This is a genomic window from Flavobacterium oncorhynchi, assembly GCF_002217355.1.
GTDB lineage: Bacteria > Bacteroidota > Bacteroidia > Flavobacteriales > Flavobacteriaceae > Flavobacterium > Flavobacterium oncorhynchi.
In genome coordinates this window covers 321,692-344,238 of record NZ_MUHA01000007.1, presented here as the reverse complement: position 1 = coordinate 344,238, position 22,547 = coordinate 321,692, and the positions used below count along the sequence as shown (strand labels likewise).

Annotated in this window: 24 protein-coding genes; 4 read left to right on the top strand and 20 right to left on the bottom strand. The window is 32.8% G+C overall.

The window, feature by feature from the left end:
- The 3 genes from B0A75_RS06950 to dusB all read left to right on the top strand — a co-directional run bounded on the left by B0A75_RS06950 (nt 1) and on the right by dusB (nt 4,066).
- Nucleotides 1–1,668, top strand: a complete 1,668-nt coding sequence (locus tag B0A75_RS06950) for a C45 family autoproteolytic acyltransferase/hydolase (RefSeq protein ID WP_089053571.1) — start codon at nt 1–3, stop codon at nt 1,666–1,668.
- Nucleotides 1,665–2,960, top strand: coding sequence for a phenylacetate--CoA ligase family protein (locus tag B0A75_RS06945; protein ID WP_089053570.1), 1,296 nt, complete (start codon nt 1,665–1,667; stop codon nt 2,958–2,960). Before B0A75_RS06950 ends, B0A75_RS06945 begins: the two co-directional genes overlap by 4 nt.
- Before the next feature lie 113 nt (nt 2,961–3,073).
- The gene (gene dusB, locus B0A75_RS06940; RefSeq protein WP_089053569.1) at nt 3,074–4,066 is read left to right on the top strand and encodes a tRNA dihydrouridine synthase DusB; all 993 of its coding nucleotides are present in this window, start codon (nt 3,074–3,076) and stop codon (nt 4,064–4,066) included.
- Nucleotides 4,067–4,168: 102 nt separating this feature from the next.
- On the opposite strand, the gene B0A75_RS06935 is transcribed toward dusB, so the two are convergent.
- The 4 genes from B0A75_RS06935 to rbfA all read right to left on the bottom strand — a co-directional run bounded on the left by B0A75_RS06935 (nt 4,169) and on the right by rbfA (nt 8,033).
- Complete coding sequence (locus B0A75_RS06935) at nt 4,169–4,777, bottom strand: N-acetylmuramoyl-L-alanine amidase family protein (protein ID WP_089053568.1); 609 nt, start codon at nt 4,775–4,777, stop codon at nt 4,169–4,171.
- 62 nt (nt 4,778–4,839) lie between these two features.
- Nucleotides 4,840–6,267, bottom strand: coding sequence for an MATE family efflux transporter (locus B0A75_RS06930; protein ID WP_089053567.1), 1,428 nt, complete (start codon nt 6,265–6,267; stop codon nt 4,840–4,842).
- A 172-nt stretch (nt 6,268–6,439) separates the two neighbouring features.
- Nucleotides 6,440–7,639 carry an ABC transporter permease gene (locus B0A75_RS06925; protein ID WP_089053566.1) on the bottom strand — a complete coding sequence of 400 codons (1,200 nt, stop codon included), beginning with the start codon at nt 7,637–7,639 and terminating at the stop codon, nt 6,440–6,442.
- A gap of 1 nt (nt 7,640) precedes the next feature.
- Nucleotides 7,641–8,033 (bottom strand): 30S ribosome-binding factor RbfA, encoded by a 393-nt coding sequence (rbfA, locus tag B0A75_RS06920; protein ID WP_089053565.1) that lies wholly within the window; start codon nt 8,031–8,033, stop codon nt 7,641–7,643.
- A 230-nt stretch (nt 8,034–8,263) separates the two neighbouring features.
- Between rbfA and B0A75_RS06915 the strand changes: the two genes are divergently transcribed.
- Nucleotides 8,264–8,683 (top strand): CBS domain-containing protein, encoded by a 420-nt coding sequence (locus B0A75_RS06915; RefSeq protein WP_089053564.1) that lies wholly within the window; start codon nt 8,264–8,266, stop codon nt 8,681–8,683.
- Nucleotides 8,684–8,879: 196 nt separating this feature from the next.
- On the opposite strand, the gene B0A75_RS06910 is transcribed toward B0A75_RS06915, so the two are convergent.
- From B0A75_RS06910 to B0A75_RS06835, 16 genes are all read right to left on the bottom strand, one after another.
- A complete protein-coding gene (locus B0A75_RS06910; protein WP_089053563.1) occupies nt 8,880–10,160 on the bottom strand; it encodes a murein hydrolase activator EnvC family protein in 1,281 nt (426 codons plus the stop codon).
- 23 nt (nt 10,161–10,183) lie between these two features.
- The gene (locus B0A75_RS06905) at nt 10,184–10,963 is read right to left on the bottom strand and encodes a DUF4292 domain-containing protein (protein ID WP_089053562.1); all 780 of its coding nucleotides are present in this window, start codon (nt 10,961–10,963) and stop codon (nt 10,184–10,186) included.
- A gap of 13 nt (nt 10,964–10,976) precedes the next feature.
- Nucleotides 10,977–12,323, bottom strand: a complete 1,347-nt coding sequence (locus B0A75_RS06900) for a tetratricopeptide repeat protein (protein WP_089053561.1) — start codon at nt 12,321–12,323, stop codon at nt 10,977–10,979.
- A 51-nt stretch (nt 12,324–12,374) separates the two neighbouring features.
- Complete coding sequence (locus B0A75_RS06895; protein ID WP_089053560.1) at nt 12,375–13,391, bottom strand: sugar phosphate nucleotidyltransferase; 1,017 nt, start codon at nt 13,389–13,391, stop codon at nt 12,375–12,377.
- An 88-nt stretch (nt 13,392–13,479) separates the two neighbouring features.
- Complete coding sequence (dut, locus tag B0A75_RS06890) at nt 13,480–13,914, bottom strand: dUTP diphosphatase (RefSeq protein ID WP_074660083.1); 435 nt, start codon at nt 13,912–13,914, stop codon at nt 13,480–13,482.
- A 31-nt stretch (nt 13,915–13,945) separates the two neighbouring features.
- Complete coding sequence (locus B0A75_RS06885) at nt 13,946–15,403, bottom strand: lipopolysaccharide biosynthesis protein (protein WP_089053795.1); 1,458 nt, start codon at nt 15,401–15,403, stop codon at nt 13,946–13,948.
- Between the two features lie 91 nt (nt 15,404–15,494).
- Nucleotides 15,495–15,941: a GNAT family N-acetyltransferase gene (locus tag B0A75_RS06880; protein ID WP_089053794.1), complete on the bottom strand. Its 447-nt coding sequence runs from the start codon at nt 15,939–15,941 to the stop codon at nt 15,495–15,497.
- Nucleotides 15,942–16,333: 392 nt separating this feature from the next.
- Entirely contained in the window at nt 16,334–17,194 is an 861-nt protein-coding gene (gene atpG, locus B0A75_RS06875) for an ATP synthase F1 subunit gamma (RefSeq protein WP_089053559.1), read from the bottom strand.
- 92 nt (nt 17,195–17,286) lie between these two features.
- On the bottom strand, nt 17,287–18,864 hold the full coding sequence (gene atpA / locus B0A75_RS06870; protein ID WP_089053558.1) for a F0F1 ATP synthase subunit alpha: 1,578 nt from the start codon (nt 18,862–18,864) through the stop codon (nt 17,287–17,289).
- Between the two features lie 38 nt (nt 18,865–18,902).
- Entirely contained in the window at nt 18,903–19,436 is a 534-nt protein-coding gene (gene atpH / locus B0A75_RS06865) for an ATP synthase F1 subunit delta (protein WP_089053557.1), read from the bottom strand.
- Nucleotides 19,437–19,440: 4 nt separating this feature from the next.
- On the bottom strand, nt 19,441–19,932 hold the full coding sequence (locus tag B0A75_RS06860) for a F0F1 ATP synthase subunit B (protein ID WP_089053556.1): 492 nt from the start codon (nt 19,930–19,932) through the stop codon (nt 19,441–19,443).
- 84 nt (nt 19,933–20,016) lie between these two features.
- On the bottom strand, nt 20,017–20,217 hold the full coding sequence (gene atpE / locus B0A75_RS06855; RefSeq protein ID WP_089053555.1) for an ATP synthase F0 subunit C: 201 nt from the start codon (nt 20,215–20,217) through the stop codon (nt 20,017–20,019).
- Between the two features lie 40 nt (nt 20,218–20,257).
- Nucleotides 20,258–21,433 (bottom strand): F0F1 ATP synthase subunit A, encoded by a 1,176-nt coding sequence (atpB, locus tag B0A75_RS06850; protein ID WP_089053554.1) that lies wholly within the window; start codon nt 21,431–21,433, stop codon nt 20,258–20,260.
- A gap of 133 nt (nt 21,434–21,566) precedes the next feature.
- On the bottom strand, nt 21,567–21,950 hold the full coding sequence (locus B0A75_RS06845) for a hypothetical protein (protein WP_089053553.1): 384 nt from the start codon (nt 21,948–21,950) through the stop codon (nt 21,567–21,569).
- Entirely contained in the window at nt 21,950–22,171 is a 222-nt protein-coding gene (locus B0A75_RS06840) for an AtpZ/AtpI family protein (RefSeq protein WP_089053552.1), read from the bottom strand. Before B0A75_RS06840 ends, B0A75_RS06845 begins: the two co-directional genes overlap by 1 nt.
- Entirely contained in the window at nt 22,164–22,547 is a 384-nt protein-coding gene (locus B0A75_RS06835; RefSeq protein WP_089053551.1) for a bactofilin family protein, read from the bottom strand. The genes B0A75_RS06840 and B0A75_RS06835 overlap by 8 nt, the downstream gene beginning before the upstream one ends.

The following is a 22,547-nucleotide window of genomic DNA, read 5'->3' as shown; positions in this document are numbered from 1 at the left end:
ATGAAAAACCGAATCTCATTTTTTTTATTTATCGGTTTTCTACTATCGCTTGTTTCTTGCGGAACATCAAAATCAATGCACCATCAACCCGAAATTTTGGGGTATAATTCGGAAAAACCAGTTGTCAAGAAAATTTCTGACTCTGTTTTTACTTCAGGAAAAAATTCTCTTTTAAAAAACAAACAAGGTCTTTGGGAATTGTATGCTGAAGGCGATCCACTTGAAATTGGTTTAAACACCGGCGCCTTGACAGATTCACTTTTAAAAAAACAACAACAGATTTTTTTCTCTAAAATAACCGATTTAATTCCGTCAAATTTTGAGCAGAAAATGCTTCGTCATTTTTTAAAATGGTACAATCGAAAATTATATTTGAATGTTCCTGAAGAATATCAAACAGAAATTTTTGGCGTTTCAGAATATACTTCGCATGAGTTCGACAATATTGCATCCAAATATCAACGCGGCCTGTATTTACACGCTGCACACGATATTGGCCATGCTCTTCAAGATTTAGCTTTAGTCGGCTGTTCTTCTTTTGCTGCTTGGAATGAAAGATCGGAAGATGGAAGTTTAATTCTTGGACGAAATTTTGATTTTTATGTAAATGACGCTTTTGCGGAAAATAAAATTATAGCATTCATAAATCCGAAAGAAGGTCATAAATTTATGATGATTACTTGGCCGGGAATGATTGGTGCGGTTTCTGGAATGAACCAAGAAGGCTTAACAATTACAATTAATGCATCAAAATCGAAAATTCCGTTAATTGCCAAAACACCAATTTCGATCCTTACTCGAGAAATTCTACAGCACGCCGCAACTATAGATGAAGCCATTGCGATTGCCAAAAAAAGAAAAGTATTTGTTTCTGAATCTATAATGGTAGGAAGTGCAAATGATAACAAAGCAGTTTTAATCGAAGTTTCTCCCAAAAAAATGGATGTTTTCGATGTTTCAAACAGCAATGAATTAATTTGTTCTAATCATTTTCAAGGCGATGCCTTTAAAAATGACAAAAGAAATCAAGCTCAAATCGCCAACAGCCATTCTGAATATCGATTTGAAAGAATGCAGGAACTTTTATCTGAAAATTCAAAAGTAAATCCTGAAATTGCTTCTGAAATTCTTCGAAACAAAAACGGTTTAAAAAATATTCCGCTTGGTTACGGATCTGAAAAAGCACTAAATCAGCTTATGGCACATCATGGAATTATTTTTAAACCTAAAGAAAAATTAGTCTGGGTGTCTGCAAATCCGTATCAATTAGGCGAATTTGTCTGCTACAACTTAGATACTGTTTTTAGTAATCGAAAAACAGATACTTTGGTTTCGTTTCAACTAGAAAATTTAAATATTGCCAAAGATCCTTTTCTACAAACTACAGCTTACGAGAATTATAAAAAATTTAGAATTGAAGATCATAAAATAGATGCTCTGCTTGAAAAAAAAGAAAGTATTTCGGCTGCATTTATTCAAAATTACCAATTCTTAAACCCTGATTATTGGGTTGTATATTATAAGCCAGGATTGTACTTTTACCAAATAAAAGATTTTCAACAGGCAAAGCTTAATTTTGAAAAAGCTTTGACAAAAGAAATCACCACTGCACCTGAAAAAGAAAAAATTGAAAAATATTTAAAAAAGATCAAAAGAAAACTACAATGATTCCAGCAATAGAAAAAGATTCTTTAGAAGAAATTAAAATTTTTCAAGAAAAAAAACTTACCGAACTTTTAGAATATATCAGTCAAAATTCACCTTTTTACAAAAGACTTTTTGCTGGACAAAATATCGATATTTCGAAAATTAAAACACTCGAAGATTTACAATTTTTGCCTGTTACTACAAAAGAAGATTTACAACAATATAATGATGATTTTGTATGCGTGCCGCAAAATAAAATTATCGACTACGCCTCTACTTCAGGTACTTTGGGCGATCCTGTAACTTTTGGTTTAACTGATTCTGATTTAGATCGATTGGCTTATAATGAAGCTATTTCTTTTGCCTGTGCAGGAATTACCGAAGGCGATGTTGTACAGTTGATGACTACAATCGACAGAAAATTTATGGCTGGTTTGGCTTATTTTCTGGGACTTCGAAAACTAAAAGTAGGCGTTATTCGTGTTGGTGCCGGAATTCCTGAAATGCAATGGGACTCGATTTTAAAATACAATCCGAGTTATTTAATTACAGTTCCTTCGTTTTTATTGAAGTTAATTGAATATGCCGAAATTCACGGAATCGATTATAATAATTCGAGTGTAAAAGGCGCCATTTGCATTGGAGAATCGCTGAGAGATCAGGATTTTTCGATGAATACTTTGTCTAAAAAAATTACGGATAAATGGAATATTAAGTTATTTTCGACTTATGCTTCTACTGAAATGAGTACGGCTTTTACAGAATGTGAACACGGAAAAGGCGGTCATCATCATCCAGAATTAATCATTGTTGAAGTTTTGGACGAAAATAATCTACCGGTAAAAAATGGTGAAACGGGCGAACTCACTTTTACTACTTTAGGTATTGAAGCGATGCCTTTACTGCGTTTTAAAACGGGCGATGTTGTACAGCTTCATAATGAACCTTGCGCCTGCGGGCGACACACTTTGCGTGTTGGTCCTGTTTTAGGACGAAAAAAGCAAATGATTAAATACAAAGGCACAACGCTTTATCCGCCGGCAATGAACGATGTTTTAAGTGGTTTTGATAATATCGAAAATCATATTATTGAAATTTCGACAAACGATTTAGGAACGGATGAAATCGTGATAAAAATTGCTGTAAAAAATCAAACTCCAGAATTTTTGCAGGAAATAAAAGATCATTTTAGAGCTAAATTAAGAGTAACTCCAAAAATAGAATTCGCTTCAAAAGAAACTTTAAACCCTTTGGTTTTTAACCCTATGAGCCGCAAACCAATTCGGTTTTTTGATTACAGAACTTCGTTCTAAGTTTTTCTTTTTTAATATTAAATAAGGATAAAAAACTCAGAACCTTAGCATCTTAGAAACTTAGAATCTTTTTAATTGAACTAAAAGTTGTAATTTTGCAAAAAATTATGAAGATGGTCAAGATTGGCAACATAGAATTACCCGAATTTCCTTTACTGCTTGCTCCGATGGAAGATGTGAGTGATCCGCCGTTTCGCAGATTATGCAAAACGCACGGCGCTGACATGATGTATTCGGAATTTATTTCGTCAGAAGGATTAATTCGTGATGCTATCAAAAGTAGAATGAAGTTGGATATTTTTGATTACGAACGTCCTGTTGGAATTCAGATTTTTGGTGGTGATGAGGAAGCAATGGCACTTTCGTCTAAAATTGTTTCTACGGTAAAACCTGATTTAGTAGATATTAATTTTGGATGTCCTGTAAAAAAAGTAGTTTGTAAAGGTGCTGGAGCCGGCGTTTTGAAAGATGTTGACTTGATGGTTCGTTTGACAAAAGCGGTTATTAGAAGTACTGATTTGCCTGTAACGGTAAAAACGCGTTTGGGCTGGGATGAAAACTCGATTAATATTGATGAAGTTGCTGAAAGGCTTCAAGATATAGGTGTTCAAGCTTTAACGATTCACGCTAGAACTCGTGCTCAAATGTACAAAGGCCACTCTGACTGGTCGCATATTGCTCGTGTAAAAAACAACCCAAGAATTACAATGCCTATTTTTGGAAACGGTGATATCGATAATCCTGAAAAGGCTTTAAAATATAAAAACGAATACGGAATTGACGGTATCATGATTGGCCGTGCTGCAATTGGTTATCCATGGATTTTTAATGAAATTAAGCATTATTTTAAAACGGGCGAGCATTTACCTGCTCCAACGGTTATTGATCGTGTTGAAGCGGCGAGAAATCATTTACAATGGTCTATGGATTGGAAAGGCGAGCGTTTAGGAATTGTAGAAATGCGTCGTCATTATACCAACTATTTTAAGGGAATTCATTCTTTTAAAGAATTCAAACAAAAACTGGTTACTACTGATGCTCCTGAAGATTTATTCGCAATTATGAAGGAAATCGAGCAGGTTTACGCAGGATATGAATTTGCTTAAAATATAATCTTTTTCAAAGTTTTCAACTCTGATAAAAATCTGATATATAAAAAAAGACCTTCAATATTGAAGGTCTTTTTATTTTGAGTGTGCAATCATTTTTTACTTTACAGCTTCTAAAATGTTAAGTGCAATTTCTGTCTGTCCTTTTTCGCTGGTAATGTAATCGCGATCTTTTTCATTTGATAAAAATCCAATTTGTACTGTCATTACAGGGCAGCTAGCATTTTTTAGTATATAAAAAGGTGCTTCAGAAACTCTTCTTTTTGCGAGATTTCCGGCTTCAGTCATTTTATCAATTACAATAACTGCGCTTTCCTTTGATTTTTCATGAAACGTCTCATTTGATGGGACATAGACATCTACTCCGTTTACACTCATATTCATACTTTTACTAACATGCAGAGAAACAACTAAATCTGGTTTTAAATTATTGATTATAGAAACTCTTTCGCTCAATTCCATCTCACGATCACTATCTCGAAGTAAAACGATTTCAAGGTTACTATCCTTATTTAATGCTTTAATTTTTTTTGCGATTGTTTCCGTAATTAATTTTTCTTGAAATCCATACATGTCGGCACCAAGATCTTTTCCGCCATGACCGGCATCAATTACAATTGTTTTTTTCGCCTCTAGTGGTTTAAACGAAAAAATAACTGCCAATCCTAAAATTCCTAAAAGCGCTGAAAATTTAATTCGATTTTTCATAATATAGTTTTTGGTTACTAAATTTTAACGTCTTTTTTTAAGAAAAAGTATACAAATAAATTTTACACCTGAACTCTTTTCCACTTTCCTCTTTTATAGAAAAAGATTCCTGCTAATGTTATTGCAGTCTCTGCAACTGGAATTGCAATGAAAACTCCTGTTGGTCCCATATTAAAATGTTTGGCAAGTATGTAGGCTAATGGTATTTGAAACAGCCAGAATCCGAAGAAATTAATTCCTGTTGGTGTCCACGTATCTCCTGCTCCATTAAAGGTATTTATTAAAACCATTCCTATTCCATAAAAGACAAAACCAATGCACATGATCTGCAAAGCTTCTACTGCAACCGTTTTTACTATTTCGTCATTGGTGAAAAATGAAATTATATACTGTCCAAAAACTAATGTTATAATTGTAATAGAAGCCATAAAAACCAAATTGTATTTTGCAGTCGTAAAAACTGATTTTTCGGCACGCTCAATTTGTTTGGCTCCTAAATTTTGTCCTACCAAAGTTGCCGCTGCATTACTCAATCCCCAAGCAGGCAGAATAAAAAACATCATAATTCGCAATGCAGTTTGATAACCTGCAGAACCATGATCGCCTCCTGTTGTAGCTACTAATTGTGCCAAGAAAATCCAACTGCATGAAGCGATTACAAATTGTAAAACTCCCGGAGCTGCAATTTTGACTAAAGCTTTTATCTGCTTGAAATCTGGAATTAAATAGGAGATTTTAATTTTTAAAACTCCATTTCCATAAAACAAATGATAAATTTGATACAAAACCCCAATACTTCTTCCTAAAGTTGTGGCAATCGCCGCACCAACTAATCCGAAAGCAGGAATTGATCCGAAACCATTAATTAAAATTGGACATAAAATAATATTACAAATATTAGCAATCCAAAGGCTTTTCATTGCGATTGCCGCATTACCAGCACCGCGAAAAATTCCGTTTATCAGGAATAAAAATGTAATACATAAACTTGAGCCAATCATTATTTGAGTGTATCTAAACCCATGTTCAGCAGCTTCAACAGAAGCTCCCATGAATAAAAGAATATCTTTGGCATAGATGATTCCAAAAATGCTCATAAAAACACTTAGTACAAATGCAATAATTATAGCCTGCATTCCGGCTTTTGCAGCAGCGACAGGATCTTTTTCTCCAATACGTCTTGCTACAACTGCGGTTGCTGCCATACTTAATCCGATGTCTAGAGAATATATAATTGTTAATACAGACTCTGTTAATCCAACCGTTTGAATTGCAAAACTGCTGTGTTCTAAGTGACCAACAAAATACAAATCGACTAAAGCAAAAACCGATTCCATCATCATTTCTAAAACCATTGGTATGGCTAATAGAATTACGGCTTTCTTAATACTTCCAGAGGTATAATCAAAAGATTCGTCGCCTTGTAAGGCTTGTTTTAGGGTGGTGAAAATTTTAGAAAATAAACTTTTCTTTATAACTGTTTCTGTCATGATATTTAGGATAAATGATAAAATTTGCCCAGATGTAATAATCTGAACTAAGAGAGTAAAACGTAAGTATCCTAATTATTCTAAAAAAATAAAATTAGGATTAGGCAGAAACAATCATATGCTGTAGATTTTTAAAGCAATAAATGTAAGTAATATTTTTTAGAGAAATATATTAATCCAACAACTTTTTGCTTACACGGCTGCTGGCAATTAATGAAGCTACAAAACCAAGAGAAACAATTGTACCTAAAACAATAAGTACGTTTTCTACTGTAAATACTACTGGATAGGCCAAAGTTGCGGTAAGCATAATGAGCTCATATTTTTGCTGCAGCACTACTAGAATAATACCTAAAGCGAGACCCAATAATCCTCCAAAAATACTTAGCAGTGTTCCTTGAAGTAAAAATATTTTTCGAAGGCTGTTGATTTCTGTTCCAAGATTAAAAAGGGTTTTTAAATTTCCTTTTTTCTCTAAAATCATCATAATTAAAGCACCCACTAAATTAAAAAGTGCTACAACAATTACGAGAGTAAAAATCAAATAAACTACAATATTCTCAGTATTAAGCATTCTGTATAAAGACTCGTTAAGCTGTGCTCTGTTTTTTAAAGTGACTTTGTTATCGAAAATATTTTTTAGTTGATTTGTAATGGCACTTTCATCTGCATTTGGTTTCAGTTTAAATTCGATACCTGAAATCTGATTGGGTTTATACATCAATAATTCCTGAGTAAGACCTAAATCTGCAAATACATATTTTGAATCTAAATCTTCACTGATTGAGTAAACTCCAACAGGCAATACATCTGTTTTTGTAAAGGCTTCATTTGGATTTTCGATTGCTCCTGTTCCTGGTTTTGGTGCAAATATCTGCAGCGGGTTTTCAAAATCAAGAATTCCCATCGAGAAATCTTGTGCCATTCTATATCCAATTACTACCTGATAAGAGTCTCTTCTAAGCCACTGCCCATTAAATAGTTTTTTCTTGATATCGTTTACTACAGGATAAACACTGTCTACACCTTTTAAATAGGTAACATGCTGTTTATCTTTGAATAAGAACAAAACACGTTCTTCGATAATTTTGGTATAAGAGACAACTCCTTCAATTTTTTTGAGTTGATTTTCTTGTTCTTTAGAAATAAAAAATGATTTTCCTAAAGTACTTGTCATTTTCAAATCGGGATCTATTTCGTTTGTAAACGAAAGACTAAAAACTTTTAATCCGCTAAAAACGGATAACACCACAAACAAAGCCATTGTGCCAACAACAATTCCCATGCTGGCAATACGATTGATAATATTGATAGCGTTATTTTTACTTCGGCTGAAAATATATCGTTTGGCTATGTAAAGGGGGAAATTCAATTTATGATTTTCTTCTTTTTTCTAGTAGATCACGGTTTTCAATTGGATTCTCTCTGTTTGCCAAAGCATTGTCTATTTTCTCGATATAGTCTAAAGAGTCGTCAATAAAGAAAACTAGATTTGGCACACGGCGTAATTGCAAACGAACGCGCTGTGATAAATCATGTTTGATTAAGGTAGTATTTGATTTTATTCCTTCTAAAGTTTCTTTGGCTTTTTCTTGTGGAAAAATACTTAAATATACTGTCGCCACAGATAAATCTGAAGTAACACTAACTTTGGATACTGAAATTACTAAGTTGCTAATTCCATTTTTTCTCACTTCACCTTGCAAAATATCAACCAGATCTTTCTGGATTACACTGCCTATTTTTTTCTGTCTATTTGTTTCCATAGTGCAAAAATACTATTTTTAATTTCAATCGATGCAATTTCGAATTAACTTAAAAATGAATTTACAAATCTATTTCTCAAAAAACTGTCACTTCTAGTATTCCTTTTCACAATATTCTCAAATTTCAACTATTATAGGTAATCATTTGTTTTGATTTAAAAGCTGATAAATGTCACAAATATTATCGGAATTATTTTACATATTTGATATAAATTTAACACTTATCTATTATGAAAAAAAGAGAACCAATTAGTCACATTATGACTAAAAGCGTAGTGACTGTAAATCAAAATGATGATTTGAGAAAAGTAGTAGAAAAACTAAAATCAAATTCGATTAGACATATTCCAGTTGTAAATGGCAAAGTAGTAGTTGGTATTATAAGCCGAACAGATGTTAATCGATTGACTTTTGGTGCTTTGTTTGACGGACAAGAAGGTGTAGATGAAGCGATCTTAGATATGCTCAGCATTTCGCAAGTTATGACTTCGAAACCAAAAACTCTTCCTTCTGATACCATTATTAAAGATCTGGCGGAAGTTTTTGCAAAAGAAGATTTTCACGCTCTGCCTGTTGTAGACAATGGAGAACTGAAAGGAATTGTAACAACAACTGATGTTATTAAATATTTTTTAGAACAATATGATTAAAGTGAATGGAAGCCACAAAAAAGAGCTTCTTATTAAAAATTCTGCAATATGATCTAGATCCAGGATTCTGCTTTACTTTAAAATCTAGATAATGCAAACAATAAAAAAGTCGTTTTCATCAGCATGCTGATGAAAACGACTTTTTTAAACTTAATCCTTTAGCAAATTTTATATTCTAAAATTTTTAATTGCTGTATTATCTATTTTGCAGCCATCCTTCTGGATTGTTGTTTGATGTATTTTGAAGAATCAAGAATTTAATAATTGTTTTACCTGTGTCTCCACTAGTTCTAACTTTTCCAATAACTTGTTTTACTTTTACTTTATCACCTTGTTCAACAGATACAGAGCTTAGATTTTGATATACGGTAAAGAAATCTCCATGCTGAATAAAAACAGCTCTGTTTACAGGAGATAAAGCAATCACTTTCGATACCACTCCTTCAAACACCGCGCGTGCGCTTGCTCCTTGTTCAGTAGTAATCTCTACTCCTGAATTATGAACAGTCAATGACGGGTACAATGGATGCGGTTGATCTCCGTAACCAAGCGATATAAATCCTTTCTCTACCGGCCAAGGCAATTTTCCTCTATTTGCTTTAAAATCGGCAGCTAAAATTTTACCTTCCGGTGTTAATGCAATTCTGTCTGATGAATAACTTTTAGGTGCTGCTGCCTCTGCTTTCTCTGCTTCGCTGGCTTTACCTTCTGCGATTCTTCTGCGTCTCTCTTCTTCGGCTCTTTGATTCGCTAATCTAATTTGTTCACGAATAAGTTCTTTAATTTTAGCGTCGATTCTTCTCGATTCTTGCTGTTTTGCTCTCGTATCAGCAATAATTTTATTTTTGTCTTTTTTAATTGAGTTAACTAATTTTTGCTGTTCTTTTTTCTCAACTTCCAAACTTTGTTTTTCCTTTTCGTTCTCAGCTATAATTTTTTTCTTAACCTGTCTCTGCCCGTCCAACTTTGCATTAAAATCAACTAATTGTGCTGTTTTAGACTCAATTTCTAAACCTTGATTTTTTCTAAAATTCGTATATTGTTTTAAATATTGGGCTCTTTTATAAGCTTGCAAAAAACTTTCTGAAGACAAAATAAACATTGCTCTACTTTGCTCAGAACGGCTTTTGTACGATTTTAAAATCATCTTAGCATAATCTGCTTTTAAAACTTCCAGCTCTTTTTTTAATTTATTAACCTTAACTTGATTAATATACATATCATTACTTAACAGTTTTTCCTGCTTTGCGGTAGTATTGATTAATTTCTCTTTTAATTTGATTTTATTCGCCTGAATTAAAAATACATTTACAGCCGATTTTTCTTTTTTCTTTACTGATTGCAGCATCTTTTCATTATCTCTAATTTCCTGCTGAATCTGCGCTTTACGCTGTTCAAGTTTTTCTTGCTGTGAATCTTGCGCCCACATAAAAGTTGTGGCACAAATAAAAATTAGGCTGAGGAGAAATTTCGGCATGTTTCTTTTTTCTTTTTGCAAATTTACTTAATTAAAACTTTTTTATAACCGCTTGGTACACTATACGGAAAAGAAAGTTCCTCGTTAAACGAAATATTGTTATAATTTAAATTAATGTTGGTTGTTCCTTTTGGCTGCACAGCATTAATTGTAAGTGTTGTTGGAATTGTTCCTTGTGCAAAAGTTTTACTGTCAGAATAATTAATTTCTAACTTTCTGTTTTCAGATGCTTGTGTGATTTCTTCTTTCTGCAGCAAATATTTTTCAGGATCTAAATAGAATGCCTTTTTTATATTCTCATCCTTTTCATCTTCTAAACGAAAAAGATTTTCTACAATTGTCTGCGTATACTCTCCTTTTCTTAAATCATCAAAAGCTTCTCCAATTAATAAATTCTGTACTTTATTATAATCTAATTCAGTTCCAAGCCATTTGCTCAAACTGCTAAAATCACCTTCATAATAAGTACTGTTTATTTTTTCATAATAGCTTACTGCGGTTGGTGTAATCAAGGCTTTTGCCATTGTAATTCCTAAAAATCGAACGCTTACTAAAATCTGTTTGTCCTTTTCAATTTTTATTTCAGCAGTTACGTTTTGACTTTGTTTATCATCTACATACTTCGCAGCAGCTTTTATATAGAGAGTCGAAAAATCTAGTTTGTTTTCGTAATGCTTCTCTATTGCCTTTTTATCTTTTTTTGTAATCGTTTCGACTACAGTGTTGTTTTGTACTGCTGCCTGTTTTGATTTACATGAAATCACAAAAACGGACATTAATACTAATACAATATATTTTTTCATTTTATTCTCCTTATTATTTTTGTTTTAATAACTCATTTGCTTTCAAAAAGTATTCCTCTTTTTTCTTAGCATCTCCCAATCCATTGTAAGCCTCACCAAGTTGAATATTAAAATTTGCTTCGAGCTTTTTATCATCAACAACATAATCAAGTCCCATTTCTAAAACGGTTTTTGCGTTTTTAAATTGTTTCAGCTGATTATTTCCTAATCCTGCATAATAGTAAAATTGAGGCTGACTCGGATAAACTTCTATCATGCTCATTGCTCTTTTTGTCATTGGCTCAAATTGTTTTGCCTGCGTATAAGCATCAAGCAAAAGCAGGTTAGTCTCACGATCTGTCTCTGAATTTGTTCTTAGATCTTTCTCGTAATATTTAATTGCATTTTCAAATTGTCCTTTTCCATGATAAAATTTGCCAATTTCTTTTGCAACATCAATCTCTTTATCGTTATCAAAATATGCAATTGCCTTTTCTAAATCAGGTGCATACTGAGGATTTTTAGTCACAAAAATCAAAAACTCATTTAACGTGCGATGTTTCATTTTTGAGTCAATTTTTGAACTTGACAAAACTATATTCATCGCCTTAATCGCTTTTTCTGCTTGATTAGCGTCTAGATATACTTTGAATAAACTTACCTGTGCCCATTCTGAATCTGGAATTTCTTTTGATAATTGTTTTGCTATATCTAATGCCTTATCTGTTTCCTCTGCTTTTGAATATAAAAAAATCAAATTAACGTAATTGGATTCTTCTTTTGGGTTTTTCTTAATCTGATCTATTAAATTGGTAATGGCAGCATCTTGATATTTTCCCTGCGATAAAATCTGAATTTTATATCTTTCACGATCTTCAGATTTCCCAAACTTATCGTTCATTTCATTAATAGCAGTCAAAGCTTTATCAAATTGGTTTGTGATCATATACAACGATATTAAATCGTCTTTATACTCTTCATCAAAAACCATAATTTTCTGAATCGTTTCGATTGCCAGCGGATAATTTTTGGTTTCATAACTTACATCGTAAATTCCTAACCAATACCATTTGTTTTTTGGGTTTAATTGCGTGGCTTTTTCAAATGCTTCCTGCGCATTTTTATAATCTTTAAGCGCCAGATAATTTTTCCCTAATTCAAAATAGGCAACAGCATCATTAGGTTTTAGTTTGATACATTTATCTAATGATGCTATTGCTTTATCATAATTTTCGATTCCTTTTTGTTTTAAAGATTCATAAAAAGCATCCTGATAATCATCTGTTGCCATAGCAATATCTTCTGGTTCAGTTTGAGCCAAAACCGTATTTGAATTGCCAAGCAAAACGAAAAATAAAATTATTAAAACGCCTTTTTTCATTCTTTTTATATTTTCATTTTTAAACCAAAAAGAACCTTTTGAAACCTATTTTTATTCTAAAACAGAATAATCTCCAATGCTGATACTGGTAAATTTACCATCGTAACTTACATGATTTCCAATCATTGCATTGTCTAAATTTGCATTTTTTATTTGAGAATAAGTCTGCACTAAACTGTTCTTAATTGCACTATCCGTTATGTGGCATCCTTTCCCAATTGAAACGTTCGGGCCAACTGTTGTATTTTTAAGCACTACATTTTCACCAATATAACAAGGTGGAATGATGGTTGAGTTTTCTAGTTTTACATCATAGTCAACTAAATGTTCACCATCGTTATGTAAAAATCCCAACATTCTGGTATTTGTTTCAACAGTTACATCTTTATTTCCGCAATCCATCCATTCGTCAACGCTTCCAGTTTTAAAAACTTTTCCGTTGGCCATCATAGCTTTAATACCGTCATTGATTTGATATTCTCCGCCGTTTTGAATGTTATTATCTAAAACGCCTTGAAGTTCATTTTTCAAATCACTAACTTCTTTGAAATAGTAAATTCCAATAACCGCTAAGTCGCTTACAAACTCTTTTGGTTTTTCAACCAATTCTATGATTTCGTTATTTGTGTTTAGTTTTACTACACCAAAAGCTTCTGGCTGTTCTACTTGTTTTACCCAAATTACAGCATCTGCTTCAGGATCTAATTCAAAATCGGCTCTAATTAAAGTATCCGCGTAAGCAATAACTGCAGGGCCTGAAAGAGAGTCTTTTGCACACATAATAGCATGACCTGTTCCTAAAGGTAAATCTTGACGATAAATAGATGCTTTTGCTCCTAATCCTTTTGCTAAATCTTCTAAACTTGCTACAAGATCATCTCCAAAAAAAGCAGGATCTCCTAGTATAAAAGCGACTTCTTCAATAGGTTCTTTTAAAATTTTGGCAATATCCTCGACTAAACGATGTACAATTGATTTTCCTGCAACTGGAATTAATGGTTTTGGAACAGTTAAAGTATGTGGCCTAAGTCTAGATCCGCGGCCAGCCATTGGAACGATTATTTTCATTTTTTTATTGAAAGATTAAAAGATTGAAAAATTAAAAAAGATTATAATACAATCTTTTAATCACTAAATCTTTAAATTATTAAATTTTCTATTTTACTCCTGTACTGCCAAAACCGCCTTCACCTCTTGAAGTTTCAGAAAGTTCTTCGACTTCGATCCATTCAGCTCTTTCGTGTTTCGCAATAATTAATTGTGCAATTCGTTCTCCATTTTCGATTACAAATTCTTCATTTGATAAATTTACTAAAATTACCCCTATTTCTCCTCTATAATCTGCATCGACCGTTCCTGGAGAATTTAAAACGGTAACTCCTTTTTTAGCAGCCAATCCGCTTCTTGGTCTCACCTGTGCTTCATAACCAATTGGCAATTCGATAAAAAGTCCTGTTTTTACAATCGTTCTTTCTAAAGGTTTTAATGTAATTGACTCTGTTAAATTAGCACGCAAATCCATTCCTGCAGAAGCAATAGTTTCATAGTTAGGTAAATCGTGCTGTGATTTATTGATAATTTGTATTTTCATTTTATATTTTAAATAATTAAAAAAGTAACTTCTACTTTTTCATAATTCCTTTAATAGTCTCTTTTTCATTATGATAAACAAAGTACATAAAGCCTAAAAGCAGTGGGATGCCAACGAAATAATTTTCTCTAAAGCCATAAAAAGAAATTGCCGAAAACACAATCGAAATTCCTAAATAAGCAGATATTTTATTCATATCGTATGGTATCGGATAATATTTATTTCCTAAAACATAGGAAATTAACATCATGCTTCCGTATGCTGAAATAGTAGCAATCGCTGATCCGTAATAACTGTATTTTGGAATTAAAAAGTAGTTTAAAACTAATGTTACGATTGCGCCAACTATCGAAATGTAAGCTCCAATTTTTGTTTTATCTGTAAGTTTATACCAAACTGATAAATTGTTGTAGATTCCTAAAAAGAAATTTGCCAAAATAATTAAAGGCACTACTTTCATGGCTTCCCAATAGGATTTATTATCTAACAAAAGATATTTTAAAACATCGGCAAAAACGATGACACCTAATAAAATTAAGGATCCTAAAATCACAAAGTATTTCGTAATAACTGCATATGTTTGGGGAGCATTGGCGTTTTTTGCATGGCTAAAAAAGAACGGTTCAATTCCTAATCTAAAAGCTGTTGCAAACAAAACCATAAACAAACCAAGTTTGTAACAGGCAGAATAAGCTCCAACTTCAGATTTTGCTAAATTCTCGGGTAATAAATAGCCTAACAAAATTTTATCAAAATGCTCATTAACGGCGAATGCTAAACCTGCCACCAAAATTGGAAGACCATATTTCATCATTTTTTTCCAAAGTACAGGATCAAATTTTCGACCAAGCGACATATAATTTGGTGAAAGCACTATAAACGTGGCCAAACTTGCCAAAAGATTGGCAATGAAAATATAAGCGATCTGGAAATTTTCTACATATAAATTATCCCAAACTGAATTTGGATTTGAAGCGGCCAGTTTTGGTAAATACATCAAAAAGAAAATATTCAGCACCAAATTAACGATGACATTTCCAATTTTAATAGCCGCATACACCATTGGACGCTGATTGGCTCTTAACTTAGAAAATGGCACTAAAACCAAAGCATCTAAAACTAAAATCCAAACAGAATAAGTAATATACTGCACATCGACTTCTGCCCAAGCTGCCAAGGTGTTTCTAAATATTAAAGCAGCAAATAAGAAGATTATTGATGACCAAAATATTGATATTGTAGATGTTGCAATTACATTTTTCTTATCTTCTTCTGCGCTGTAAAATCTAAAAAAAGCCGTTTCCATTCCGTAGGAAAGTACTACGTTAAAGAAAACCATCCAAGACAAAACAATCGAAACCTCACCATATTCAGCCGTGGGCAAAATACCTGTATATAATCTGACCAGTAAAAAACTCAGCATTCGGGGTAAAACCGTCGCCAGTCCATAAATCGCAGTTTGTTTGAATAGATTTTTATATAATCCCAAAATAGTTTGTAATAAAGTTCGTGAAACAAAAATAACCAATTCTTTGGTTTAATAATGCTTTTAAAGGTTCAATAAAAGCTTAACTATTATTTTATTTAGTTATTTTACTTTCGTCTAATATTTTTACAAAATGAAACCCTTTTGGATTGTATCCTTGATTATAATAAAAACGATGAGCTCCAAAATTTCCCGTAAAAGCATCTAGAACTATACTGCTGCAACCTAAAGCTATCGCTTTCTGTTCTATAAAATCTGTTAATAATTTACCAATTCCTTTAGAACGATATTCTGGATTTACAACAAAATTGTCAATCTCTAGATATTTTCCTGTCCACAGTTTAGTAGCAGACCAACAGCCCGTAAGTCCTACACAAGTTTCATCTTGAAAAACACCAATTTGAATATAATTATGAGGCACCATCTCAAGGAGAAACGATTTATACTTTTCTACCGTAATCATTGGGTATAGAAATCTCATTGTATCGGTTTGGTCCAACATTTCTTCAATCGAAGTAAGCTCACGTATTTGTAAATTCATAATATATAAATAGACCTCAAAAATACTTATTTTTTTTGCTCTCTGTATAATAAGGTAAAAAGCAAACATGTTAAATCTATAATAAAGAGAAAAAATTTTGTAATTTTTCTAGGAACCTTCTTGATAACTTTGTGTCATAGGGAATGAGAAAAGCTACAACGCAACCCTAAAAAAGCAAAGCATTGGGACTAATAAAGCTAGTTTGTTCCCATAAAAGACAAAGCAGACAGAGGTGATAAATCTGTTCAATAATTTTATAAAATGGTAATGGTTCTCAATTTTTAGGGTAAATTGAGAATCACCATTTTATAAGCTGACTTGAAAATACAAAACTATTATACAAAAAAGAGCCGACAATTAATTGTCGGCTCTTTTCGTATTTGAATATCAAATTATCCGTTCAAAGCTTCTGCTCCACCAACGATCTCTAAGATTTCGTTTGTAATAGCAGCTTGACGTGCTTTGTTGTACGTTAATTTTAATTGGTTTCTTAATTCAGTTGCGTTGTCAGTTGCTTTGTGCATAGCTGTCATACGTGCTCCGTGTTCTGAAGCAAATGAATCGCGAATACCTTTGTATAATTGTGTTTTTAAAGACTTAGGAATTAAAGTCAAAACAATTTCTTCTTTTGAAGGTTCGAAAATATAATCTCCAGCAGAAACTGGCGCATCAGATTTAATTGGAGCTAACGGTAAAAATTGTTCTGTTTGAACGATTTGTGTTGCAGCATTTTTAAACTGATTATAGATTAATTCGATTCTGTCATATTCTCCTGATAAAAATTTCTCAGTCAAATTATCAGCAATTCCAGCAACATTATCAAAAGTTAAATGGTCAAAAATTGCATTATGATGTCCGTGTGCTTTAAAAGATTTACTTAGTACATCATTTCCTTTTTTACCAATAGGAAAAACATCTACTTGTTTTCCAGCATAAAAAGCAGCACGATTTTTAACTTCTTTAATAATATTTGCATTGAATGCTCCACATAAACCTCTATTTGAAGTTATAGCAACAAGTAATACTTTTTTTACTTCACGTTGTGTTGTGTAATCTCCTCCAACTTCACCATCAAGTGTAGCAGAAAGATTTTGCAGCAACTCCGTTAATTTCTCGGCATAAGGGCGCATCGCAGTGATTGCATCTTGTGCTTTCTTAAGCTTTGCTGCAGAAACCATTTTCATTGCCGATGTAATTTGCATCGTCGATGAAACGGAAGTAATTCTATTACGGATTTCCTTTAAATTTGCCATTTGTCGATTAAAAAAATGTGACAATTTGAAAATTAGATAATTAGAAAGTCTCCTAAGATGTTTTCTAATTATCTAATTTACGAATTCTCTAATTAGATATATTTTGCTGAAATTTCTTTTGCTGCTTTTTCGATAACATCAGTAATGTTGTCATCTAATTTTCCAGCTTTCAACGCGTTAAGCGTATCTTTATGTTTACTGTTTAAGTAAGCTAAGAAATCTGCTTCAAATTCTTTTACTTTATTTACAGGTACGTTTCTTAATAAGTTTTTAGAACCAGCGTAAATAATAGCTACTTGATTTTCTACTGTATAAGGATCGTTAAGACCTTGTTTCAAGATTTCAACGTTTCTTTTTCCTTTTTCAATTACGTTTAATGTAACAGAATCTAAGTCAGAACCAAATTTAGCGAAAGCTTCTAATTCACGGAATTGAGCCTGATCTAATTTTAAAGTTCCTGAAACTTTTTTCATTGATTTAATTTGAGCATTACCTCCAACACGAGATACAGAGATACCTACGTTAATTGCAGGACGAACTCCAGAGTTGAACAAATCTCCATCAAGGAAAATCTGACCATCTGTAATCGAAATTACGTTTGTTGGGATATATGCAGAAACGTCACCAGCTTGAGTTTCGATAATTGGCAATGCAGTTAATGAACCACCACCTTTTACGATAGACTTGATAGAATCTGGTAAATCATTCATGCTTTTAGCAATACCATCATCAGCAATTACTTTACAAGCACGCTCTAATAAACGAGAGTGTAAGTAGAAAACGTCTCCAGGGTAAGCCTCACGTCCCGGTGGTCTTCTTAATAAAAGAGAAACCTCACGGTAAGCAACTGCTTGTTTAGATAAATCATCATACACAATAAGTGCTGGACGACCTGAATCTCTAAAGTATTCACCAATTGCAGCACCTGCGAAAGGAGCATAAACTTGCATTGGAGCTGGATCAGAAGCATTTGCAGCAACGATAACTGTATAAGCCATTGCTCCTTTTTCTTCTAACATTTTTGCGATTCCTGCTACAGTTGAAGCTTTTTGTCCAATTGCAACATATATACAGAATACAGGTTTTCCTGCATCATAAAATTCTTTTTGATTTAAGATTGTATCGATACAAACAGTTGATTTACCTGTTTGACGGTCACCAATTACAAGCTCACGTTGTCCACGACCTACTGGAATCATAGCATCTACTGCTTTTACACCAGTTTGTAATGGCTCAGTTACTGGCTGACGAAATACAACACCAGGTGCTTTTCTTTCTAAAGGCATTTCATATAATGTTCCACCAATTGGTCCTTTTCCGTCAATTGGAAAACCAAGAGTGTTCACTACACGTCCTACCATTTGCTCACCTACTTTAAGAGAAGCAATACGTTGAGTTCTTTTTGCAGTAGATCCTTCTTTAATTCCTGTTGATGGTCCTAAAAGTACCACACCAACATTGTCTTCTTCAAGATTCAATACGATACCTTCCATACCGTTATCAAATTCTACTAACTCACCATATTGAACATTAGACAGCCCGTAAACACGAGCAATACCATCTCCAACTTGAAGTACTGTTCCTACTTCCTCCAGCGTAGCACCAGATTCAAAACCTTCTACTTGCTTTCTTAATATTGCTGAAATTTCAGCAGGTTTGATTTCCGCCATCTTAATTTATAATTTAGACACTTTTATGTGTAATAAAACTAATTACTTAACTCTCTTTTTAATACTTGCAATCTGTTTGCAACAGATGCATTGTATTGATTATCACCTATTCTTAAAATAAATCCACCAATAATTGAAGGATCTACTATATTTTCAATTGTAATTTTTTTGTCTGACAAAGTTGCGATTTTAGCTAAAACTTTAGCTTCTAATGCAGCATCCATTGGAATTGCAGTTGTTACTTTCGCAGTTTCAACTCCATTGCTTTCGTCAAATAATTTATTGTATTCTACTGCAATTGCATCTAGAATTTCAAATCTTTTGTTTTCGAATAATAAATGAAATAAACCTTTAGTTACACCATTTACATTTGCAAAAACTTCTAAAAGAGCACTTTCTTTAACTTCAACTTTTGTAGTTTGGTTTTGAATAAATGCGCTTAATTCTGAATTATTTTCAATCGCTGATGCAATTGATTTCATATCGTTATTTACAGCTTCGGCAACACCTTTAGAGTTTGCTAAGTCTAGAATTGCTTTTGCATAACGAATTGCTGCTCTTGTACTTGCCATAATCTTAGTTTAACTTTACGTCACCTAACATTTTCTCAACTAATTTAGTTTGAGATTCTTTGTTAGATAATTCTTCTTTCAATAATTTTTCAGCGATGCTTAAAGATAGACTTGAAACTTGTGATTTCAATTCTGCCATTGCAGCATTTTTTTCACTTTCGATCGCTGCTTTAGCTTGCTCAATTAATTTTTGACCTTGCTCTTGTGCATCATTTTTAGAATCAGCAATAATTTGCTCTCTCATTTCACGTGCTTCTTTCAACATAGCATCACGTTCTGCACGAGCTTCTTTTAAAATACGCTCATTATCTGCAGTTAAGTTTTCCATTTCTCTGCGAGCAGCTTCTGCTGAAGCTAAAGCATTGTTGATAGATTCCTCACGGCTTTTTACAGCTCCTAAAATTGGTTTCCAAGCAAATTTTGCTAAAAGAATAAAGAAAACAATAAAGATAATTGTTGTCCAAAAAATTAAACTTTCCGGTGAAGTTAATTGCATAACATTATATGTTTAAAAATTGTTTGTCGTTTTTTTTAAAAAAACTTCCTGGAGCCAACCGCTGCAGGAAGTTTTAAGTTTTAATTATTGTGCGATTAACGCAACAACTACTGCGAAAAGAGCAACCCCTTCAATAAGTGCAGCAGCAATAATCATAGCAGTCTGGATTTTCCCAGCAGCTTCTGGCTGACGAGCAATAGCGTCCATTGCAGAACCACCAATTTTTCCAATACCAATACCTGCACCAATTACAGCTAATCCAGCTCCGATTCCAGCTAATACCATAATAATAAATTTATATAGTTAATAATTAATAAAACTCTGATTAATGATGATCGTGCTCTTCAACAGCCTGACCAATAAATAATGCTGAAAGCAATGTAAATACATATGCTTGTAATGCAGCAACTAACATCTCTAATACGCTCATGAACAATACAAATGCTCCAGAAACTGGTCCAATTGCAACTGATTTAAATATGAAGATTAAAGAAACTAAACTCAAGATAATAATATGCCCTGCAGTAATGTTTGCAAATAAACGAATCATTAAAGCGAATGGCTTAGTAAGCATTCCAATGATCTCTACAGGAATCATAATTGGAGCTAACCACACAGGAACTCCTGGTGTATTAAAAATATGTCCCCAATAATTTTTGTTTCCGCTTAAAGTTGTAACTACAAACGTAATAAATGCCATTACAAATGTAAAGTAAATATTTCCTGTTAAGTTTGAACTGAATGGGAAGAATGGAATTAAACCAATAAGGTTATTAATCCAGATAAAGAAAAATATAGTTAAAAGATACGGCATATATTTCGCGTACTTTTTTGTACCTATATTAGGAATAGCAATTTCGTCTCTAACAAAAGTTACAAGCGGCTCTAAAAATCCAGCCAATCCTGTTGGTGCTTTGTCGTTTTTCTTGTATGATCTTGCCACTGCAAAAAATACAAGGAACAAAATTATTGCCGACATCAACATTGAGAAAACATTTTTTGTAATAGAGAAATCTAAAGGTCTTGCATCAAAAGCAAAAGCTCCGTTATCTTTTACCTCTTGTGACAATCCTTCAAATTTGTCAGCGTAGAAAATTATTTCTTTATAACGAACAAATTTTTGACCGTTGATATCAACAACATGTTCTCCTGAATTGTCGTGGTGAAATTTTGCAGATGAAAAAATCTCTAAACCATTTGCTGTCCATAAAATAACTGGAAGACTAAAAGAGATTGGATGACCATCCCAGTCAGCAATATGAAAATCGTGAGCATCTCCAATATGAGAATTGATTAATTCACTAGCATTAAATTCTTCTTCAACTTTATGAGCAACAGTTTCTCCGTGGCCGTTTGTCTCTGCATGACTTCCTTCTGCTAATTCGACATTTTCGTGTGCAGCTGAAGCACTGTCAACAGGCGTTGATGCGAAATTTATCGACGAAGTAAGTGCTAATAAGGTAACTAATAAGTACTGAACTGGTTTATTGGAAATTATCATTATTAAAACTGTATCTAATTTTAGGTTTCAAAAATTTTTTGCAAAGGTACATTTTTAATTTAAAACTGAAAATATATCGATATAATTTTTAAAATTTCCGTTTCAAAATGCGATATATTTAATAATGAGACCATTAACCCTTGTTTATAAGCCTAATTGTAAAGACTGTCTCAAAAAGTAAAAACAAAAAATAAGGGATAAAAAACGCACTTACATCTACTATAGGATTTGCAGCGCCTGACTTTATAAACGGAATTAAGAAAACCACAGCCGCCATCATTCTAAAAAAACTAGCACCAAGAAAAGTAAAACCTGTATAAGTGGAAAAGTTTTTATTGATGTAAATAAGTAAAAGATACACTATAAAAGTGGCCAAAATATTGAACAAATAAATACTCCATGCAGCATAAAAAAAGTTATACTTGTCAGACAAAGACTGCATTATAAAATACTGAGCAGCAAACAACACAATTGAAAAAGGGATAAAATACTTTAGGAAATCTACAGTTCTATTCATTACTTGTTTAAATTTTTAACTTGTCTGATGACATTATAAAGTGCTAAAAAAACAGAGAATAAAGAAAGAACAATTGTCCAAAGCGATCCTCCGTTAGAATACTTTTCGTCTAACCAGGTGCCAAAGTAACTAAATAAAAAAATAATTATCCCCATTTGAAAGGGGATATTTATAAATGCAATCCATTTGTTATTTTGTTTATTATTCGGATCCTTATCCATCTTTTAGGGTTACTTCCTTATTGTTAGTTATCATGGTACAAGTTGCTGTAAATTCAGCTCCAGGTTCTATAGAAAGTTTTCCAACGGCCACTTCGCCGTGAATTTGTGCAGATTCTTTAATATTAAGAATTTCTAGAACTTTAATTTTTCCACGAAATTCACCTTCAATATCAGCGTTGTTACAAATGATCTCTCCTTTTACAACACCGCTTGCTCCAATGACTAATTTTCCTTCGGATGTAAAATTTCCAATCAATTCGCCATCAAGCCTAAAATCAGCTTTTGAAACAATATCACCTATTATAGAGGTTCCTTCAACAATTCGATTTGTTTTTCCTAGAAGTTCTGTTCCGTTTTTTTTTACTTTATCAAACAT